Annotated in this window: 18 protein-coding genes; 14 read left to right on the top strand and 4 right to left on the bottom strand. The window is 64.1% G+C overall.

What is annotated here, in order from left to right:
* Positions 1-38: 38 nt before the first annotated feature.
* The 4 genes from QMX89_RS13040 to QMX89_RS13025 are packed head-to-tail and all read left to right on the top strand — an operon-like array spanning position 39 to position 2618.
* A complete protein-coding gene (locus QMX89_RS13040) occupies positions 39-827 on the top strand; it encodes a ParA family protein (protein WP_282348539.1) in 789 nt (262 codons plus the stop codon).
* Complete coding sequence (locus tag QMX89_RS13035) at positions 827-1705, top strand: CheW domain-containing protein (RefSeq protein WP_282348538.1); 879 nt, start codon at positions 827-829, stop codon at positions 1703-1705. The genes QMX89_RS13040 and QMX89_RS13035 overlap by 1 nt, the downstream gene beginning before the upstream one ends.
* Before the next feature lie 40 nt (positions 1706-1745).
* Positions 1746-2225 carry a chemotaxis protein CheW gene (locus tag QMX89_RS13030; RefSeq protein WP_049858774.1) on the top strand — a complete coding sequence of 160 codons (480 nt, stop codon included), beginning with the start codon at positions 1746-1748 and terminating at the stop codon, positions 2223-2225.
* A complete protein-coding gene (locus tag QMX89_RS13025) occupies positions 2226-2618 on the top strand; it encodes a DUF2802 domain-containing protein (RefSeq protein WP_049858773.1) in 393 nt (130 codons plus the stop codon). It abuts the gene before it with no gap.
* 57 nt (positions 2619-2675) lie between these two features.
* On the opposite strand, the gene QMX89_RS13020 is transcribed toward QMX89_RS13025, so the two are convergent.
* From QMX89_RS13020 to QMX89_RS13005, 4 genes are all read right to left on the bottom strand, one after another.
* Complete coding sequence (locus tag QMX89_RS13020; RefSeq protein WP_282348537.1) at positions 2676-5501, bottom strand: DUF6543 domain-containing protein; 2826 nt, start codon at positions 5499-5501, stop codon at positions 2676-2678.
* Between the two features lie 87 nt (positions 5502-5588).
* Positions 5589-8339, bottom strand: a complete 2751-nt coding sequence (locus QMX89_RS13015; protein WP_282348536.1) for a DUF6543 domain-containing protein — start codon at positions 8337-8339, stop codon at positions 5589-5591.
* Positions 8340-8525: 186 nt separating this feature from the next.
* Complete coding sequence (locus QMX89_RS13010) at positions 8526-8846, bottom strand: EscU/YscU/HrcU family type III secretion system export apparatus switch protein (protein WP_049858770.1); 321 nt, start codon at positions 8844-8846, stop codon at positions 8526-8528.
* On the bottom strand, positions 8843-10408 hold the full coding sequence (locus QMX89_RS13005) for a flagellar hook-length control protein FliK (RefSeq protein WP_282348535.1): 1566 nt from the start codon (positions 10406-10408) through the stop codon (positions 8843-8845). Before QMX89_RS13005 ends, QMX89_RS13010 begins: the two co-directional genes overlap by 4 nt.
* Positions 10409-10578: 170 nt before the next feature.
* On the opposite strand from QMX89_RS13005, the gene ccmA reads away from it, so the two are divergent.
* From ccmA to QMX89_RS12955, 10 genes are all read left to right on the top strand, one after another.
* Positions 10579-11211, top strand: a complete 633-nt coding sequence (ccmA, locus tag QMX89_RS13000) for a cytochrome c biogenesis heme-transporting ATPase CcmA (RefSeq protein ID WP_282348534.1) — start codon at positions 10579-10581, stop codon at positions 11209-11211.
* Positions 11208-11876 (top strand): heme exporter protein CcmB, encoded by a 669-nt coding sequence (ccmB, locus tag QMX89_RS12995; RefSeq protein ID WP_049858767.1) that lies wholly within the window; start codon positions 11208-11210, stop codon positions 11874-11876. Before ccmA ends, ccmB begins: the two co-directional genes overlap by 4 nt.
* A gap of 61 nt (positions 11877-11937) precedes the next feature.
* Positions 11938-12702, top strand: coding sequence for a heme ABC transporter permease (locus QMX89_RS12990; protein ID WP_282348546.1), 765 nt, complete (start codon positions 11938-11940; stop codon positions 12700-12702).
* Positions 12699-12875, top strand: a complete 177-nt coding sequence (gene ccmD / locus QMX89_RS12985; protein WP_056843526.1) for a heme exporter protein CcmD — start codon at positions 12699-12701, stop codon at positions 12873-12875. The genes QMX89_RS12990 and ccmD overlap by 4 nt, the downstream gene beginning before the upstream one ends.
* On the top strand, positions 12872-13315 hold the full coding sequence (ccmE, locus tag QMX89_RS12980) for a cytochrome c maturation protein CcmE (RefSeq protein ID WP_282348532.1): 444 nt from the start codon (positions 12872-12874) through the stop codon (positions 13313-13315). Before ccmD ends, ccmE begins: the two co-directional genes overlap by 4 nt.
* A gap of 11 nt (positions 13316-13326) precedes the next feature.
* The gene (locus tag QMX89_RS12975; protein ID WP_282348545.1) at positions 13327-15297 is read left to right on the top strand and encodes a heme lyase CcmF/NrfE family subunit; all 1971 of its coding nucleotides are present in this window, start codon (positions 13327-13329) and stop codon (positions 15295-15297) included.
* Positions 15294-15830, top strand: coding sequence for a DsbE family thiol:disulfide interchange protein (locus QMX89_RS12970; protein WP_049858763.1), 537 nt, complete (start codon positions 15294-15296; stop codon positions 15828-15830). The genes QMX89_RS12975 and QMX89_RS12970 overlap by 4 nt, the downstream gene beginning before the upstream one ends.
* Positions 15827-16312, top strand: a complete 486-nt coding sequence (locus QMX89_RS12965) for a cytochrome c-type biogenesis protein (protein ID WP_282348531.1) — start codon at positions 15827-15829, stop codon at positions 16310-16312. The genes QMX89_RS12970 and QMX89_RS12965 overlap by 4 nt, the downstream gene beginning before the upstream one ends.
* Entirely contained in the window at positions 16309-17508 is a 1200-nt protein-coding gene (gene ccmI / locus QMX89_RS12960; RefSeq protein WP_282348530.1) for a c-type cytochrome biogenesis protein CcmI, read from the top strand. Before QMX89_RS12965 ends, ccmI begins: the two co-directional genes overlap by 4 nt.
* A 9-nt stretch (positions 17509-17517) precedes the next feature.
* Positions 17518-17922 carry a hypothetical protein gene (locus tag QMX89_RS12955; RefSeq protein WP_049858760.1) on the top strand — a complete coding sequence of 135 codons (405 nt, stop codon included), beginning with the start codon at positions 17518-17520 and terminating at the stop codon, positions 17920-17922.
* The last annotated feature ends 8 nt before the right edge of the window (positions 17923-17930 follow it).

Below are 17930 nucleotides of genomic sequence, written 5' to 3'. Positions count from 1 at the left end.
CTGTCTCGGTGGCTGTTGACCGAGGGGAAACCACCATCATGAGAGTCTGGGCAGTAGCCAATCAAAAAGGCGGGGTCGGCAAGACCACGACCTCGATCGCCTTGGCGGGTTTGCTGGCCGAGGCAGGCAAGCGCGTGGTCGTGGTCGATCTCGATCCACACGGCTCGATGACCAGTTATTTCGGGCACAATCCGGACGAGCTGGCGCACAGCTGTTTCGATCTGTTCCTGCACAAGGGCGCGGTGCCCGCAGGCCTCGCTCACCAGTTGCTGCTGCCGACCAGTGAAACCAACGTATCGCTGCTGCCGTCGAGTACTGCACTGGCCACGCTGGAGCGGCAACAGCCAGGGCAGAGCGGGCTTGGCCTGGTGATCGCCAAGACGCTGGCGCAACTGTGGCAGGATTTCGACTACGCCGTGATCGACAGCCCACCGTTGCTGGGTGTGCTCATGGTCAACGCCTTGGCGGCCAGCCAGCAGTTGGTGATTCCGGTACAGACCGAGCATCTGGCAGTCAAGGGCCTGGAACGCATGGTCAGCACCTTGACCATGATCAACCGTTCGCGGCGCCAGGCGTTGCCGTACAGCATCATCCCGACTCTGTTCGACCGTCGTACCCAGGCATCGCTGAGCACCCTGCGCACCCTGCGCGACGATTACCCGCAACATCTGTGGCCGGGCTACATCCCGGTCGACACCCGTCTGCGCGATGCCAGCCGGGCCGGACAGACACCCTCGCGCTTCGACGGCAAGAGCCGCGGCGTGGTCGCCTACCGTGCCTTGCTCAAGCACTTGCTGGCTCAACAACTTGTCGCGCAGGTAGCCTGATGAACCGTCCCGTCGATATTGCCCAGCGGCCGCAGGTGGCCTTGCAGTCCTATCTGGACAGCCTGTTGCACGAAGCCACCGAAGCACTCGAACCGGAACCCAGCCTGGACCGTCTCGACGAATTCCAGGCAGCCGTGCTCGAGGAGCAGGCGCGCGACGCCCTCAGTCTGCAGTCGACGCCAGCTCCAGCCGTCGAACCGGTACCGGAACCAGAACCAGTGCCATTGCAGTCAGCGCCAATACCCATGCCGGTCGCCGATCCGTTGTCCACCGCCGAGCCCGAACGCGTCTCGCCCGTGGCCGACGTCCATCTGCCGACTGCCACCACACGGCCGTTGCTGGCAGCGGTCGATGGCCGCCCCACTTGGGCGGCCGAGCCGTTCGAGTGCCTGCTGTTCGACGTGGCCGGGTTGACCCTGGCGGTACCGCTGGTGTGCCTGGGCTCGATCTACGCATTGGCCGGTCAGACCCTGACGCCGTTGTTCGGCCAGCCTGACTGGTTTCTCGGCATCCTGCCCAGCAACAGCGGCAACCTGAAGGTGCTCGACACCGCGCGCTGGGTCATGCCTGATCGCTACCGCGATGACTTTCGCGAAGGCTTGCAGTACGTCATTTCGGTGCAGGGCTACGAGTGGGGCCTGGCCGTGCATCAGGTCAGTCGCTCGCTGCGCCTGGACCCCAGCGAGATCAAGTGGCGCGGCCAGCGTGGCCAGCGCCCATGGCTGGCAGGAACGGTCATCGAACATATGTGCGCGCTGCTGGACGTCGCCGAGCTGGCGGAACTGATCGCCAGTGGCGGTGCGCGGCATCTACGCGCGGTCGACTCGGCGCCGGGCAAGCCTGCCACCCGCAGCACCAACACGGTCACAAAGCATTGAATGAACACGCCGCCGTCAAGGCATTTGAGGGGTTAGTAGCATGAAGAAGTCGTCTGCCCAAGGTTCCGAAGATCCGATTCTGCAATGGGTCACCTTCCGTCTGGACAATGAAACCTACGGCATCAATGTGATGCAGGTGCAGGAGGTGTTGCGCTACACCGAAATCGCGCCGGTGCCCGGTGCACCCAGCTACGTGCTGGGCATCATCAACCTGCGTGGCAACGTGGTCACCGTGATCGATACGCGCCAGCGGTTCGGTTTGCAGTCCAGCGATGTGAGCGACAATACGCGCATCGTCATCATCGAGGCCGACAAGCAAGTCGTGGGGATTCTGGTCGACAGCGTCGCCGAGGTCGTCTACCTGCGCCAGTCCGAAGTCGAGACCGCGCCCAACGTCGGTAACGACGAGTCGGCCAAGTTCATCCAGGGCGTGTGCAACAAGAACGGCGAGTTGCTGATTCTGGTAGAGCTGGACAAGATGATGTCCGAAGAAGAGTGGTCCGAGCTGGAGAATATCTGAGTGATCTTCGAGGTCGCGGTAGTCCTGCTGGCAGTGCTGTGGGTCGGAACGGTGTCATTGTTTCTGTCCTATCAGAAAAGCCAGCGCCTGTTGGCCGCCGAGCAGGCGGCCGGCGACGCGCTGCGTGATCAGCGGCTGCGCGAGCTGACCAAGCGCCTGGATGACTACCAGAACCTCAACGTGCGTCTGGGCGAAGCGCTGCACGAACTGCGCGCGGTGGTCGGACCGCTGCCCGAGAAGCTGGCGCAACTCGAGCAACGCGACCCGGGCAGCTTGTCGTTTGCCCAAGCTGGCAAGTTGGTGGCCATGGGCGCCTCGGTGGATGAGCTGACCCAGGCTTGCGGCCTGACCCAGGCCGAGGCCGAACTCATGAGCAAGCTGCACCGCGGTTGATTCGGTCCCGGCCATCCCCCAGCCCAGTGCAATCGCGGTGTGCTCGCAGCGCTTCTATCAGGTAGAGGCCCAGCTCAGGCTGCCGCGTACCATCCCGATGGACTCCAACGGCAGGCACTGCCTGAACGCCTCGCCGATGGCGGATTTTTCCGCGATCAGATGCCCATTCACAGTGGGGCATACGGCAAAGTTGCGCAGCTGCGCCAACACCTTCAGGTACGGTAGGCGTGTCTGGATGATGTCGTTCAACACCCGGGGGCCGGTCATGTAGCTCAGCCGTCGAGCGTGTTGGGCAAAGGCCTGCGGGTCGGCCTCCCGGTCCGGGCGGCTGTGATAGAAATCCTGGTTGGCTTGGTACCGTGCGTGGATCTCGTCACTGATTGCATCCAGCGTCGGATTGCCGGCATGGCTGCCGATGAAGCTGTTGTTGAATTCATGGCGCATGCCCATCAGTTCATTGGACACGGGCGTGGACAGCACCAGGCTTTCGGGTGTCGCCAACAACCGTGCTTCGTCGAGATGTACGGCGGGCGCACCGAAAGCAACGCCTTCGTATTCGGCCCGCTGGCCCGGCCGCAGCAGGTTGTCATCCACATCCATGTACACGCCGCCTTCGGCCTGCAGCAGGCGATAACGCAACACGTCGCAGGCCGACGCATAGTTGGTGGCCACGCCGCCGTTGCCATCGAGTGCGGCCTGGTATTGGGCGAAGTATTGGCTGTCGGCGAACTGGGTATAGAACGGCTGCTGTTCCAGCGCGAGGATCTTCAGGCCCGGGGCATGGCGGGCCAGTCGTTCGACATTCTGCGCGTAGACCTGCGGGTCTGTCTGGGTCAGGTACAGCTGGTAGTCATAGGCAGAGTTTTTGACGATGGCCGCGTTGTTACCCAGGTTTTCCAGGATTTCAGGTCCGATAAGCTTGTTGCCTACCCATACGCAGGAAATCTTCTTCGGAATCGGCGTGCCTCCTTCAGGTTTCAGATCCCTGAGATTGATGGGCAGTTTCAGGTCCACACCGAGGGCCAGCAGGGTATCTTCTCGCTGCTTCAGGCTGGCAGTGGCTGGCGCCGCCACGTCCACCATCTGGCGACCCTGTGCTGGCGCCTGAAGATGACGTAGCTCCACGTCGTTCAAGCCCGAACGCGGTACGAAGGTGTTGGTTTCCACATCCCAGGCCAGTGAGGTGAGGTAGCCATCCACCTGGCTTTCCAGAACGTCGTAGCCCCCGTCGTATTTGGGCAGGCGGATGACCGCTTCGCCGATTCGAGGGTCGCCTCCGGGCAGCGGCTCGACATGGGAGGGTAATGAAAAGAACGCTTTCAGCTCGTCTGCCGACAAGACCGGCAGGCGCGGCGGTGCGGTGGGGCTCAAGGGGTAGCCGATCTGACCGTTGATTTTGCGTGGCGGCACGAAATCCTGCGGCTCGTAGGCCGGCACCATGGCGGGATCTTCGAAGCGAAAGATCGACGCCTTGAGCGTCGCCATGTGCAACAGCGGCAAGGCATTGAGCAGACCATAGACCTGGCCTTCGGCGCCCTCCACGCGCTGCTCCAGGGTTTTGGCCTGTATCGTGGCGTCCAGCGCCAGCCCGAACTGCGCGAACCCTCCCACCGCGAACAGCGGCGCGAGTTCCGGCACGATGCAGGCCAGCGGCGCCAGTGTGTTGATGGCCGAACTCAAGTAGTGCCGCCACTGTGCTTTTTCCACGTCGCGATCACGGGTGATGATGAAGTCGGCGTCCTGATAGCAGCGCTTCTGCTGACGCTTGGTCAGCGCGATGAAGACATCGCCGGTAATCGCAGGACTGTGTTTGTCGGGCTTGTAGTTGATGGTGGACTGCGGATGCCAGACGCCGCTGGTGGCGAAACCGGCGTGGCTGTCAGGCAGGCGATCAGCGTCAGGGTAGTGCCCCAGTCCGCGCAGAGCCGTGGCCAAACCGCTGAAGCTCAGGCCGTCGTCCACATCGCGTGGCGCGAAATGGGCCTGCAAGGCCTCACGTTTGGCGGCATCCCGGCACTGCTCGGCGATCCACACCTTCATGCAGGGCTCGTCGACGAACTCGTGAAACGGCGCGCTATTGCCGGGGATGTACAGCACGGTCAGGCCGGTGTGCGCATTGCTCATGCACAGAATATCCGTGGCCGGATAGCCATAGATGTTCAGCGGCGCCACGCGCATGACCGAGCGAGTCTGCGCCGTTCGGCCGTAATCCGACCAGCGTGGCGGGGGTACCAGGCCTGCCACTTGCCAGGTCAGCCGCTGGCCGGCAGCCGACAGGCTGCCTTGCATGGCCTGACGGTTGCTCGCGGCCATGAAACCCAGCAAAGCTGCCTTGCGATAGGCCTGGAAATGTTCGCGCCAGAAAGCATCCAGTGTCTGTTTGTAGGGCGTGTGAAAGTCCTGCTCCCAGATGAATGCCTGCAAGCTTTCGGCGGGCAGGTTCAGGCGATTGTCGGCGTCGTACCGCATTGGATGGGTACGTCGGTACAGGCCGTTGAACACTTGGTAATCCTGACCGTATTGCGGTGCAGCGCGGCTGTGCAGTCTATCGGTGATCAGCAGTGGCGTTGGCGGTGGGTGTCCAGCCCAGGGTGAATGCAGGAGGGCGCCGAAGAGGTTGTTGGTCGATTCGCCTTGCCAGTTTTCGATCAGTGCCTGGGTCAGGGACAGGTGCTGGACCACGACGGCCCGCCAGATACCCCGATGCTGCTGGTAGTGCAGCGTGACAACGTCGATCTGGTCGGGATCCAGGATCATGCCGCAGCGTTTGGCCCACTGGGTCAGGGCTGCGGCAGCGCAATGGTCGGGCCGCGGCAGTTCGGGTGCGAGCGCGCGTGCGAAGGCAACGGAGTGGGCGTTGATAGCGGGAGTGTTGGCGTGCATGAAAGGCTCCAAGGCCTGCTGTAGAGGCCTTGGAGGGTGGCGTTATGGAAGACCGCGAGCGCGGTGATTATGTAGGGAAGGTATCAATCAGGTGTGCGCCCAGCTCAAATTGCTGCCGACCTGGGAAAACCGGTTCAGCGGGGTCAGTGCCTGATAGGCTTCGCGGAACCCGGACCAGTCGAGCACGCCCGTGTTGTCCCTTATCGGCAGTGCCGAGAGATTCCACACTTCACGAAACTGCGCCAGCTCGAGTAGCCGGTGAGTAATGGCGTCGTTTAGCGCGCCGGGGCCGCTGATATGGTTCAAGTCGATGGCATAGCGATGGAAACCCTCCAGATCCTGGCGCGGATCCGGACGGCTGTCATAGAAATCCGGTTGTGCCTCGAAGCGCTCCAGCATGGTGTCCGATATCGCATTCAAGGTCGGGTTGCCTGCGTGGCTGCCGATCATGCTGTTGCCATACTGGATGTTCATGCCCAGGGTTTCGTTTGACATCGGCACGGACAGAATCAAGCCTCTGTTCGAGGTCTGCAGGGGCACCACGTCGATGGACTCGGCGGGCTGCCCGAGCGGCGTTCGCTGCCCAGGCCGCAGAATGCTGTCATCCATGTCCATGTACAGCCCGCCTTCGCTGTAAAGCACTCGATAACGCAGCACATCCGATGCCGACGCGAAATTGGTACCCACGCCGCCATTGCCGTCGATGGCAGCCTTGTATTGACGGTAGTAGCGGCTTTGTTTGAACTCAGCATAGAGCGGCTGAGATTCAAGCGGCAGGACCTGCATGGACGGCGCGTGCTGGGCCAGTAACTCGACATTGCGCGCATAGACCTCGGGCGAGGCCGTGGAGAGGTATATGCGATACGCGTAATCGCTTTCGCGCAACAAGGCCGCATTGCGCCCTACATTCTCCAGGAGCGGCTGACTGATCACCTTGTCGCCCACCCAGATGCAGGAGATCTGCTTGGGAATGGGTTTCATCGCCGGCGGCCGCAACTCGCCAAGACTCATGGGCAATATCAAATCGACCCCCAGGCCCTGCAGGGTCTCCATGCGCTGGGCATCGGTGACCGGGCGGTCGACGTCCTTCAGGCGCGTCAGTGACCGTTCACCGGGCCGCGGTGCGATGTAGTAGGGTGGTTCGATCTCGTTGAGGTCCGAGCTGTGGACGAAGGCGTTATATTCGATGTCGTAATGGACGTCGGCCACATAGCCACCGATTTCGCATTCCAGAACATCTTTTTTGCCACTGTAGCTTGGCACTCTGATCACTGCATCGGCGATGTCTCGAGGCGCTTCGGCGACGGCTGCCACGGCGGTGGGCAGGCTGAAGGCCTCCTCCAGAATCGGTTCGATCGGTGGAAGGTGTGGCGGCTGGACCGGGCTCAAGGGGTAGCCGATCTGACCATTGATGCGTGCCGGGATGACGAACTCGGGTCGCTTGAAACGGAAGATGGCCGGCCGTTCCGGGATCTGCACGTGCAGCAGGGGCGTCGCGTTGAGCAGGCCCCAGATGGCATCGTCCGCGCCTGCTGCGCGCTGCTCCAGGGTTTTGCCGTTGATCGCCCGATCCAGACCCAGGCCCAGTTGAACGATGCCGCCCAGGGCAAAGATCGGCGCCAGTTCCGGCACCACCATCGCAATCGGTGCCAGGGTATTGATTGCCGAGGTGAAATAACCGCGCCATTTTTCCTTGGTCACCGAGCTGTCGGTGTTGATGATGAACTCGGCATCCTGCTCGCTGCGCTTCTTCTGATGGCGAGCCATGGCCATGAACAGGTCGCCTTCGATGGGCGGGCTGTATTTGCTGGTCCGGTAATTGACCGTGTCGTGCGGCACCCACAGGCCGCTGGTGGCGAAACCGGGATGCTTGTCAGGATCGAAATGGTGATAGCCGGGGTACAGGCCCAGCCCCGTCAGCGCGGTATTGAGTCCGCTGAAGCCCAGCGTATCGGCCTCGTCACCGGGTGGAAAATGGTCTTCCAGCGCTTGACGGGTACGTGGGTGCCAGCACTGCTCGGCCACCCAGCTTGCCATCGACGATTCGTCGGTGAACTCGTGGAACGGCGCGCTGTTGCCAGGGATGTAAAGCAGGGTCAGCCCCGTCTCGTTGCTCTTCAGGCACAACAGGTTGGTGGCGACATAACCGTAGATGTTCAGGCAGGCGACGTGTACGCCATGTGGACGCGGCAGCAGGCCGGCGACCTGCCAGGCCAGGACGCGGCCGGCATCGGAGAGGCTGGCTTCGCTGATCTGCATGTTGCAGGCGGCGATGAAATTGACCTTGGCTGCATCGCGGTACGCCTGCAGCCCGTCTTTCCAGTAGGCCTGGAGCATCTGCTTGTAGGGTTTGTGGAAGTCCAGGTGCCAGATGAAGCTTTGAAACGCCTCGGCGCCCAGCCGCACATGGTGCGCCGCGTCATAGCTTGCCGGGCTGACCTGCCGATAGGGGCCGTTGTACACCAGGTACTCGGCGCTGTTGTCGAACAGGCTGTGTTCGTCCAGGTGGTCGACCAGGGTGATCGGATAAGGCGGTGGATGGCCCGCCCAGGCCTCGTGCAGCGCAGCGCCGATCAGGTTGTTGTCCGACTCGCCCTGCCAGTTGGACAACAGTGCCTGAGTCAGGGTGAGCTTCTGCACGACACGGGCGATGCAGCGTTGCCCCTTGATTTGATAGTGCAGGGTAACGGCATCGACGTTGTCCGGGTTCAGGTTCAGGCCCTGCTTCAAGGCCCACGCGCGCACCGCGTCGGCGGCGGCGCGGTCGGGCCGGGGGTAATCCTTGAGGGAGTCGCGGACGGTTTGAACCCCCTGCGCGCTGATGAATCGGGAAGTCATGGCGGTATTCCTCCGTAGGCACGGAAAGTCGTGCCAGGCCATGATTCGGTTGGCGCAGCCAAGGGACGTGGTAACTATGTAGGGCAGCGGCTGCCGGTGTGGCCGGGGAACCGGTCTCGGGAGGGCCTTGGAGACGCCGGACGCAGGCTTGATCCAAAGCCTTGGAAAAGCCCCAGGGCCCAGGTGCTACGGGGCCTTGGGGGTGATGTCGCGCTCGCTCGGCGCGGGCGCAAGCTCGAACCCGGCAGGGGTCTTGCCCTGCAGGTGCCAGGCGAAGGCGATGATCTCTGCGATGGTCAGATACAACTCGTGGGGGATGCTGTCGCCCAGTTCCATGCGTGCGAGCATCTTCACCAGCTCGGCATTTTCGTACACCGGCACTTCATAGTCGCGGGCCATCGCCAGGATCGCTTCGGCCAGCTCATCGTCGCCCTTGGCGGTCAGGGTAGGGGCCTTCTGGCCGTCGTAGCGCAGGGCGATGGCTTGGCGCGGGGCTCGTTCGCTCATGCGGTCTCATCCACCCAGCGTTGCTCCAGTCGCGTCCGTGCACCTTGCGGTGCGCTGCCTTGATGGCATTGCAGATCAGCCACGTTCAAGCCGGTGGCTTGCAGGCGCTGGCGCAAATTGTCCAGTTGGTTCTCGATCAGCAGGGCGGTAGCCGGACGCTGTGCCCACAGTTGGCTGGACAGGCTGCCGTGGGCCAGTTGCGCCTGCACCTGGAGCGGGCCCAGTGCGTCCAGATCGAAGGCCAGGTCCAGCCGCCAGATCTTTTCCTGGGCCGGTCTGGACTCGCTCTTGTCAGGGGGGTGCTGGTCCGGTGGCGGGTCTTCGCGTTGCACCTTGACCTGCAGCGGGATGAAGTCGTGCAGATGGCGCATGGGAATCTCCAGTTGCCAGGTGGTCTGCGTGGCCCCATCGGGGGTGCGCCCGGTTTGCTCCAGACCGGCGAGCTGATGGCTCTGCAGCCGCGCCACCGCTGCACCGGCCAGGCGCAGCAGGTGTTCGAGGTCGTCTTCGCCTTCGCCTTTCTGCGCGGTACGGGCGGGCAGGGGGAAACTCACCGGTACGGTCTTTTCGCTGACCTGCCCCCAGGCATTCAGGGCATTGCGCACCCGGCCCGGCAAGACCTGAGCGAGGACATTGGCCGCCACCGCCGGTTGTGCCGCCGGATTGGGCAGCGCGCCCGGCGCGATCTGCGCCATCAGGCGCAGCAGCGCCGACTTGAGATCGGGGGCCGGTTGTCCGTTGAGCAGATTGGCTTCCAGAAACGCGCCGCTGGCGACCACGGCCTGGGCGACGGTTTTCGGATCGGCCATCTGCTGCACATCCGGCAGGCTGGCCAACAGGCGTTCCAGGCCGGCGCGGGTCGGCGGCGCCATATCGGGGTTCTGGCTCAGGTTCTGCACCAGGCTCAGCAGGCTGTCGAGCGAACCCTGCCGGGCTTGCTGGGCCCCCAGTTGCTGGGCCACGGCCAACTGGTCCATGCGCCCGCTCAAGGGCACGAAATTCAGGCTCTGGTCACTCATCACCTGGGCGCTGAGCAGACTGCCCAGGCGCAGTGGCTGGGGGCTCTCGATGGCCAGAATGTTGCCGGCCTGGGCCGTATTGAGCAAGGTCACCATCGCTTTGTACACCGCCGGTTGCCCGGCGATCTGCGGCAGCATCTGGCTGCTGCTGACCTTGCCCTGCAACAGCGTACCGACCGGCAGGGCCTGGGTGTCGATACGTGTCAGGGTCACCGGTGCGCCATTGCCGCGTTCCTGGGTGGTGACCAACGCCGCGCCACCGGCCAGGTGCGAGACCAGCAATGCAGTGCCTTGGGGCACGGGCTGCAGGCTGCTGGCGGTGATCGTCGCCACGCCGCCGCCGGCCAGACTCAGGCGCAACAGCAACTGAAAGTCCTGCGCGCCGGCCTTGACCGACACCACTTCGGCATCGACCGTCTCGCCCAGGGCCAGCAGGCTGTCCAGGGGCTGGGTGATCTTCACGGTCTCGGTGTTCGACGCACTGACGCGCGCGGCACCGCTGGCGGTGGGAAGCGCGGCGAGGTTGCTGATCAGGTCTGGCATGATGAAACCTGTGTCGGTTACGCCCTTGGGCAGAGACTGCGCATGTATAATGCGCGGCCACGGCGGCCGGCTCTGCTACACAGCGCCATGGGAGTATAGCGGCCTTGCCCTGCGAAACTTGAGTGCGGCACGGTGCCGTAACCTGCGACCGAACCCGATGAGGCGGATTCTTGACCCCATACCTGCACGCCACCGATCTTGCCTGCGACCGCGATGGGCGCCTGCTGTTCGAGCATCTGCAGTTCCAGGTGGCCGCGGGTGACATGCTCCAGGTGTGCGGACCCAACGGCTGTGGCAAGACCAGTCTGCTGCGCGTGCTGGCCGGGCTGATGCAGCCCGCCGATGGGCAGGTCGTCTTTGCCAGCCCGGCGCTGCACGCGCAGCGCAGCGAGCGTGGCGGTCAGCTGCTGTGGATCGGCCATGCGACGGGTATCAAGGATGCCCTTAGCCCAGAGGAAAACCTCGCCTGGCTTTGTGCGCTGCATACGCCCGCCCGTCGAGAGCAGATCTGGACGGCCTTGGCGGCGATCGGTCTGCGCGGCTTCGAAGACGTGCCGTGCCGTATCCTTTCGGCGGGTCAGCAGCGCCGCGTGGCGTTGGCCCGTCTGTATCTGCCCGGCCCGCCGTTATGGATTCTCGACGAACCCTTCACCGCGCTCGATGCGCAGGCGGTCGAGCAGCTGGAGCAGCACCTGGTCGATCACTGCGAGCGAGGCGGTATGGTGGTGCTGACCACACACCATGTACTGGGGCAGACGCCGAATCGCTACCGGCGACTGGAACTGGATGCGAACGCGGCATGAGTGTCTTCGTCCTGTTGCTCAAGCGCGAGGCGCGACTGCTGTGTCGGCGACCCGCAGAGCTGGCCAATCCTCTGGTGTTTTTCGCCATCGTGGTTGCGCTGTTCCCGCTGGCCGTCGGACCGCAGATGCAGCTGCTGCAAAGTCTGTCCCCAGGCCTGGTGTGGGTGGCCGCGTTGCTGGCGGTGCTGCTATCGCTCGACGGGTTGTTTCGCAGCGATCTGGAAGACGGCTCGCTCGAGCAATGGGTGCTGTCCGAACACCCATTGCCAGTGCTGGTGCTGGCCAAGGTGCTGGTGCACTGGGCGTTCTCCGGGCTGGCGCTGGTGCTGGTTTCACCGCTGCTGGCCCTGATGCTCGGCTTGCCTGAACGATGCCTGCCGGTGCTGCTGGCCTCGTTGCTGCTCGGCACGCCGGTGCTCAGCTTGCTGGGCGCGGTGGGGGCTGCGCTGACCGTCGGGCTCAAGCGCGGTGGTCTGTTGTTGGCCTTGCTGACGTTGCCGCTGTACATCCCGGTGCTGATTCTGGGCACTGGCGCGCTGCAGGCGTCGTTGCAGCAGCTGCCGACCGCTGGCTACCTGTTGTGGCTGGGCAGCCTGACGGCACTGGCCGTGACCCTGGCGCCCTTCGCGATCGCGGCCGGGCTCAAGATCAGTGTCGGCGAATGAACGGACGAGGCCGGGTGTGCGACCGGCACACGCTTTTGAATACGGGGTCATGAAGAACAAGGTGATGAACTGGACGTGGTTTCACAAGCTCGGCTCGCCCAAGGCGTTCCATGCCCTGAGCGGGCGCTTGCTGCCCTGGCTGGGCCTGGCGGCGGCGTTGCTCATCAGTGCAGGTGTGGTGTGGGGCCTGGCCTTCGCTCCGCCGGATTACCAGCAGGGCAACAGCTTTCGCATCATCTACATCCACGTTCCTGCGGCCATGCTTGCCCAGTCCTGCTACGTGATGATGGCGCTGGCCGGTGTGGTCGGGTTGGTCTGGAAGATGAAGATCGCCGACGTCGCACTGCAATGCGCCGCCCCCGTGGGCGCCTGGATGACTGTGCTGGCGCTGGCCACCGGCGCCATCTGGGGCAAGCCGACCTGGGGCAGTTGGTGGGTGTGGGATGCGCGCCTGACGTCCATGCTGATCCTGCTGTTTCTGTACTTGGGGCTCATTGCCCTGGGCCAGGCCATCGGCAATCGCGAGAACGCGGCCAAGGCCTGCGCAGTGCTGGCCATCGTCGGCGTAATCAACATTCCGATCATCAAGTACTCGGTGCAGTGGTGGAACACCCTGCACCAGGGCGCCACCTTCAGCCTGACCGAAAAACCGGCGATGCCCGCGCAGATGTGGCTGCCGCTGTTGCTCACGGTCCTGGGTTTCTATTGTTTCTTCGGTGCGGTACTGCTGCTGCGCATGCGCCTGGAAGTGCTCCGGCGCGAGGCTCGCAGCCGCTGGGTTCAGGAATACCTGGCCGGTGAGCTGAAACCGAGGGTCGGCCCATGAGCTTCACTTCGTTCGCCGAGTTTCTGAGCATGGGCCGCCATGGCGTCTATGTCTGGTCGGCCTATGGCCTGTGCCTGCTGGTACTGATCGTCAACGTGGTCGGGCCGCTGCTGGCCCGGCGACGCTATCTGCAACAAGAGGCGCGACGCCTGCGCCGGGAGGGCCGACCGTGAAACCGCAACGGCGCAAACGCCTGACGCTGATCCTCGCCCTGGTGGCCGGCGTCGCCCTGGCCGTCGGACTGGCCCTTGGCGCATTGCAGCAGAACATCAACCTGTTCTACACGCCAACGCAGATCGCCAATGGCGAGGCGCCGACGGGCACGCGCATTCGCGCCGGTGGCATGGTCGAAAAGGGCTCGCTGCAACGCTCCGGCGACTCGCTGGATGTGCGCTTCGTGGTCACCGATTTTCAGCACAGCGTCACGATCACCTACCGTGGGATCCTTCCCGATCTGTTTCGCGAAGGGCAGGGCATCGTCGCTCTGGGCACCTTGAACGCCGACGGCGTCGTAGAGGCGGATGAGGTACTGGCCAAGCACGATGAAAAATACATGCCGCCGGAGGTCACCAAGGCCTTGAAGGATTCCGGCCGAATGGGAGCTTCACAATGATCGGTGCTCTGCTGGTGCCCGAGTTGGGCCACTTGGCGATGATCCTGGCGCTGTGTCTGGCCCTGGTTCAGGCCAGCGTGCCCTTGGTGGGCGCATGGCGCGGTGATCGACTGTGGATGAGCCTGGCACGGCCGGCTGCCTGGGGCCAGTTCACCTTCCTGGTATTGGCATTCGCCTGCCTGGCCGCGAGCTTTCTAAGCGACGATTTTTCCGTGCGCTACGTGGCCGAGAACTCCAACAGCGCATTGCCCTGGTATTACAAGTTCAGCGCCGTATGGGGTGCCCACGAAGGCTCCTTGCTGCTGTGGGCGCTGATCCTGGGCGGCTGGACCTTTGCCGTGTCGATCCGCTCGCGGCAGTTGCCCCAGGTCATGCTGGCGCGGGTGCTGGCAGTGATGGGCATGATCAGCGTTGGCTTCCTGTTGTTCCTGATCCTCACGTCCAACCCCTTCACCCGCGTGCTACCGCAGATTCCGGCCAACGGTCGCGACCTCAACCCGTTGCTGCAGGACATCGGTCTGATCGTCCATCCGCCGATGCTGTACATGGGCTACGTGGGTTTTTCGGTCGCCTTCGCCTTCGCCATCGCCGCGCTGCTGGGCGGCAAGCTGGACGCTGCCTGGGCCCGTTGGTCGCGCCCCTGGACCATGGTGGCCTGGAGCTTTCTGGGCATTGGCATCACCTTGGGTTCGTGGTGGGCGTACTACGAACTGGGCTGGGGCGGCTGGTGGTTCTGGGACCCGGTGGAAAATGCCTCGTTCATGCCTTGGCTGATCGGCACTGCGCTGATCCACTCCCTGGCGGTCACCGAGAAGCGCGGCGTGTTCAAGAGCTGGACGGTGCTGTTGGCCATTGCTGCGTTTTCCCTGAGCCTGCTGGGCACATTCCTGGTGCGCTCCGGCGTGCTGACCTCGGTGCACGCGTTCGCCTCGGATCCGACCCGTGGCGTGTTCATTCTGATCTTCCTGCTGTTCGTGGTGGGCGGTTCATTGACGCTGTTCGCGCTGCGCGCGCCGGTGGTCAAGAGCCACGTGGGCTTCGGCCTGTGGTCGCGGGAGACCCTGCTGCTGGGCAACAACCTGATCCTGGTGGTGGCCGCTTCGATGATTCTGCTGGGCACCCTGTACCCGCTGGCGCTGGATGCCCTGACCGGCGCCAAGCTGTCGGTCGGTCCACCCTATTTCAATGCGCTGTTCGTGCCCCTGATGGCGTTGCTGATGCTGGCCATGGCCGTTGGCGTGCTGGTGCGCTGGAAACACACGCCGACCGCCTGGCTGCGTGGCATGCTGGTGCCGGTGCTGCTCGGCAGCGCCGTGCTGGCGCCGCTGGCCGCCTGGTGCCTGGGGGATTTCGCCTGGCCGGTGCTGAGCACGTTCGCCCTGGCGGCCTGGGTGGTGCTGGCCGGGGTGCGCGACTTGCACGACAAGACCCGTCACAAGGGCCTGCCCCGCGGCATTGCCGGCTTGCCGCGCAGCTACTGGGGCATGCAGCTGGCTCACCTGGGCATTGCCGTTTGTGCCCTGGGCGTGGTGTTGTCGAGCCACAACAGTGCCCAACGCGATCTGCGCATGGCGCCGGGCGATGCGGTCGATCTGGGTGGCTATCAGTTCATCTTCCAGGGCGCCGAGCCTCACCGGGGGCCGAACTTCAGCGCCCAGCGGGGCAGTGTTCAAGTCCTGCGCAATGGCGTGCAAGTGAGCCTGCTGCATCCGGAAAAACGCTTGTACAGCGTGCAGCAATCGGTGATGACCGAGGCTGGCATCGATGCCGGCTTCACCCGCGATCTCTATGTCGCGCTGGGTGAACCCCTGGAAAACGGCGCGTGGGCGGTGCGGATCCGCGTCAAGCCGTTCGTGCGCTGGATCTGGCTGGGTGGGCTGATGACCGGTCTGGGTGGCTTCCTTGCTGCACTGGACCGGCGCTATCGCATCAAGGTCAAGGCGCGTGTGCGTGACGTATTGGGCAAAGGGGCCGTGGCATGAAACGTTGGCTGTTGGCGGTGCCGCTGGGCGCATTCCTGGTGCTGGCCGTGCTGCTTTACCGCGGGCTCTATCTTGACCCCGCGCAGTTGCCGTCGGCCCTGATCGGCAAGCCGTTTCCCGAGTTCAGCCTGCCTGACACCCAGGGTCAACGAACGCTGACTCGAGTCGATCTGCTGGGCAAGCCGGCCCTGGTCAATGTCTGGGGAACCTGGTGCGTGGCCTGCCGCGTCGAACACCCCGTGCTGAACACGCTGGCCGAGCAGGGCGTGCTGATCTACGGCATCAACTACAAGGATGACAACGTGGCAGCACGGCGCTGGCTGGCCGATTATCACAACCCCTACACGCTGGACATCAACGACAAGGACGGCAGTCTGGGCTTGAACCTGGGCGTGTACGGCGCACCGGAGACGTTCCTTATCGACGCCAGGGGCGTGATTCGCCACAAGTGGGTCGGGGTCATCGACCAGACCGTTTGGCGCGAGCAACTGGCGCCGTTGTACCAGGCGCTGCTCGACGAGGCCCGGCCATGAAGCGCTGGCTGCTGCTGTCGATACTGCTGTTGAGCCTGTCCGGCGTGGCACGGGCTGCCATCGATACCTATCAGTTCGCCAATGACCAGATGCGCGAGCGCTTTCACCAATTGACCCAGCAACTGCGTTGCCCCAAGTGCCAGAACCAGGACATCGCCGATTCCAATGCACCTATCGCCGGTGACCTGCGCCGTGAGATCCATCGGCTGTTGACCGAGGGCAAGGATGACGGGCAAATCATCGAGTTCATGGTTGATCGCTACGGTGAGTTCGTCCGTTACAAGCCAGCGCTGACCGCGCGTACCGGGCTGCTCTGGTTCGGCCCGGCGGTTTTGCTGGTGGTCGGCGTGGGCGTGATCGCGGTGACCTTGCGAAGTCGGCGCAGGCAACCCGCTACCAGCCCGCGTGATCTCGACCCCGCTGAACGCGCCCGTTTGGCCGCGTTGCTCGCCCAAAAACCGTTGGATGATGACCGCCCATGATCGATTTCTGGCTCGCTGCCGGCCTGTTGCTGCTGCTCGCCCTGGGTTTTTTGCTGGTGCCGTTGCTGCGTGCCCGTCGCACCCAGCCCGAGCAGGACCGCACCGCCCTCAACGTGGCGCTGTATCAAGAGCGCCTGGCCGAACTGAATACGCAACAGGCTGCAGGCGTCTTGACGGCCGCGCAATTGGAAAGCGGCCAGGCCGAGGCCGCCCGCGAGTTGCTGGCCGATACCGAGGGCGGGGAGGTGCTCGCTGACACCCGTCTGGGCCGCTCGATACCGCTGGCGGCTGCGGTTCTGGTGCCGGTGCTGGGGCTCGTGTTGTACCTGCACTATGGCGCCAGCGACCAGGTCGAGTTGAGCCGCGAGTTCGCCGTACCGCCCACGTCCATGGCGCAGATGACGGCGCGCCTGGAACAGGCGGTGCAGATGCAGCCGGAGGCTGTGGAGGGGGTGTACATCCTGGGTCGGACCTACATGGCGCAGAACCGGCCGGCGCAGGCGGCGGAATTGTTCGAGCGCGCAGCAAAACTCAGCGGTCGTCAGCCAGAGGTGCTGGGGCAGTGGGCGCAGGCGCTGTATTTCGCTGCAGGCAAGAAATGGTCCGAGCAGATCCAGGCACTCACTGACGAAGCCCTGCTGGGTGATCCGAAGGAAGCCACCAGTTTGGGCTTGCTCGGCATCGTCGCGTTCGAAGGGCGCGATTTCGACAAGGCCATCGCTTACTGGGAGCGCCTGCAGGCCACCCTCCCGGACAAAGACCCCGCGCGCACGGCATTGCAGGGCGGAATCGAACGTGCCCGTGGCCAACTGGCCGCCGCTGGCAAGTTGCCTGTCGCCGAGCCTGCTCCGGCACGCGCCGTATTGAAAGTGCAGGTAGCCTTGGCACCCGGTGTGGCGGCCAAGGTGCAGCCCGGCGACAGCGTGTTCGTGTTTGCCCGTGCGGTGTCCGGGCCGCCCATGCCACTGGCGGTCAAGCGCCTGACGGTCGCCGACCTGCCGGCCCAGGTCGAACTGGCGGACAGCGATGCGATGATGCCGCAGCTGAAACTGTCGAACTTTCCCGAAGTCCAACTCATCGCCCGGATATCCAGGGCCGGCCAGCCCACGCAGGGCGAATGGCTGGCGCGAGGTGCGCCGATCGCCAGCGACAGCGCCGCCGTGCAGCAATTGATGATCGACAGCCCTGACCTGTAGAGAGATGCCATGAACCGTTTAGCTCGAATGGCCGTGATCGGCCTGGCCCTGGGCATGAGCGCCTGCGCCGTGCAGCGCCCGTCCGAACCTGCGCCGCAGCCACCGGTGCAGACCCTGCCACCGACAGGACCGAGCACCGCGCCCACTCCAGCCCCACCTGCGACGCCCACGCCACCCGCGCCCAAGCCGATGCCGCGGACCTCGGCCAGCTTCGCCCCGCCTCCGGGCGGTGCCAGCCACTGGGACCCGAGTCTGGGCGTGTATGTGCTTGAAGATCAGCCCGACACCTACTATCGCCAGCGCACCTACTACCGCTGGAACGACGGCTGGAGCTGGGCCACCAGTCCCAAAGGCCCATGGGAAGCCACTGACACCACCGGCGTGCCGGCTGGCTTGGGACGCAAACATCCCTGAAGCACGGC

The sequence above is a fragment of the Pseudomonas sp. PS01301 genome, assembly GCF_029960215.1.
Classification (GTDB): Bacteria; Pseudomonadota; Gammaproteobacteria; order Pseudomonadales; family Pseudomonadaceae; genus Aquipseudomonas; species Aquipseudomonas coleopterorum.
The sequence above is the reverse complement of the archived record's forward strand: the minus strand, read 5'-3'. Positions and strand labels throughout refer to the sequence as shown.

Excerpts from the sequence above, each read along its gene's own strand:
- QMX89_RS13005 (WP_282348535.1), bottom strand. The coding sequence starts at position 10,408 with ATGCCAGACCTGATCAGCAACCTCGCCGCGCTTCCCACCGCCAGCGGT.
- QMX89_RS13010 (WP_049858770.1), bottom strand. The coding sequence starts at position 8,846 with ATGAGCGAACGAGCCCCGCGCCAAGCCATCGCCCTGCGCTACGACGGC.
- QMX89_RS13040 (WP_282348539.1), top strand. The coding sequence starts at position 39 with ATGAGAGTCTGGGCAGTAGCCAATCAAAAAGGCGGGGTCGGCAAGACC.
- QMX89_RS12965 (WP_282348531.1), top strand. The coding sequence starts at position 15,827 with ATGAAGCGCTGGCTGCTGCTGTCGATACTGCTGTTGAGCCTGTCCGGC.
- QMX89_RS13020 (WP_282348537.1), bottom strand. The coding sequence starts at position 5,501 with ATGCACGCCAACACTCCCGCTATCAACGCCCACTCCGTTGCCTTCGCA.
- QMX89_RS13035 (WP_282348538.1), top strand. The coding sequence starts at position 827 with ATGAACCGTCCCGTCGATATTGCCCAGCGGCCGCAGGTGGCCTTGCAG.
- QMX89_RS13030 (WP_049858774.1), top strand. The coding sequence starts at position 1,746 with ATGAAGAAGTCGTCTGCCCAAGGTTCCGAAGATCCGATTCTGCAATGG.
- QMX89_RS12955 (WP_049858760.1), top strand. The coding sequence starts at position 17,518 with ATGAACCGTTTAGCTCGAATGGCCGTGATCGGCCTGGCCCTGGGCATG.
- QMX89_RS12970 (WP_049858763.1), top strand. The coding sequence starts at position 15,294 with ATGAAACGTTGGCTGTTGGCGGTGCCGCTGGGCGCATTCCTGGTGCTG.
- ccmB (WP_049858767.1), top strand. The coding sequence starts at position 11,208 with ATGAGTGTCTTCGTCCTGTTGCTCAAGCGCGAGGCGCGACTGCTGTGT.
- ccmD (WP_056843526.1), top strand. The coding sequence starts at position 12,699 with ATGAGCTTCACTTCGTTCGCCGAGTTTCTGAGCATGGGCCGCCATGGC.
- ccmI (WP_282348530.1), top strand. The coding sequence starts at position 16,309 with ATGATCGATTTCTGGCTCGCTGCCGGCCTGTTGCTGCTGCTCGCCCTG.
- QMX89_RS13015 (WP_282348536.1), bottom strand. The coding sequence starts at position 8,339 with ATGACTTCCCGATTCATCAGCGCGCAGGGGGTTCAAACCGTCCGCGAC.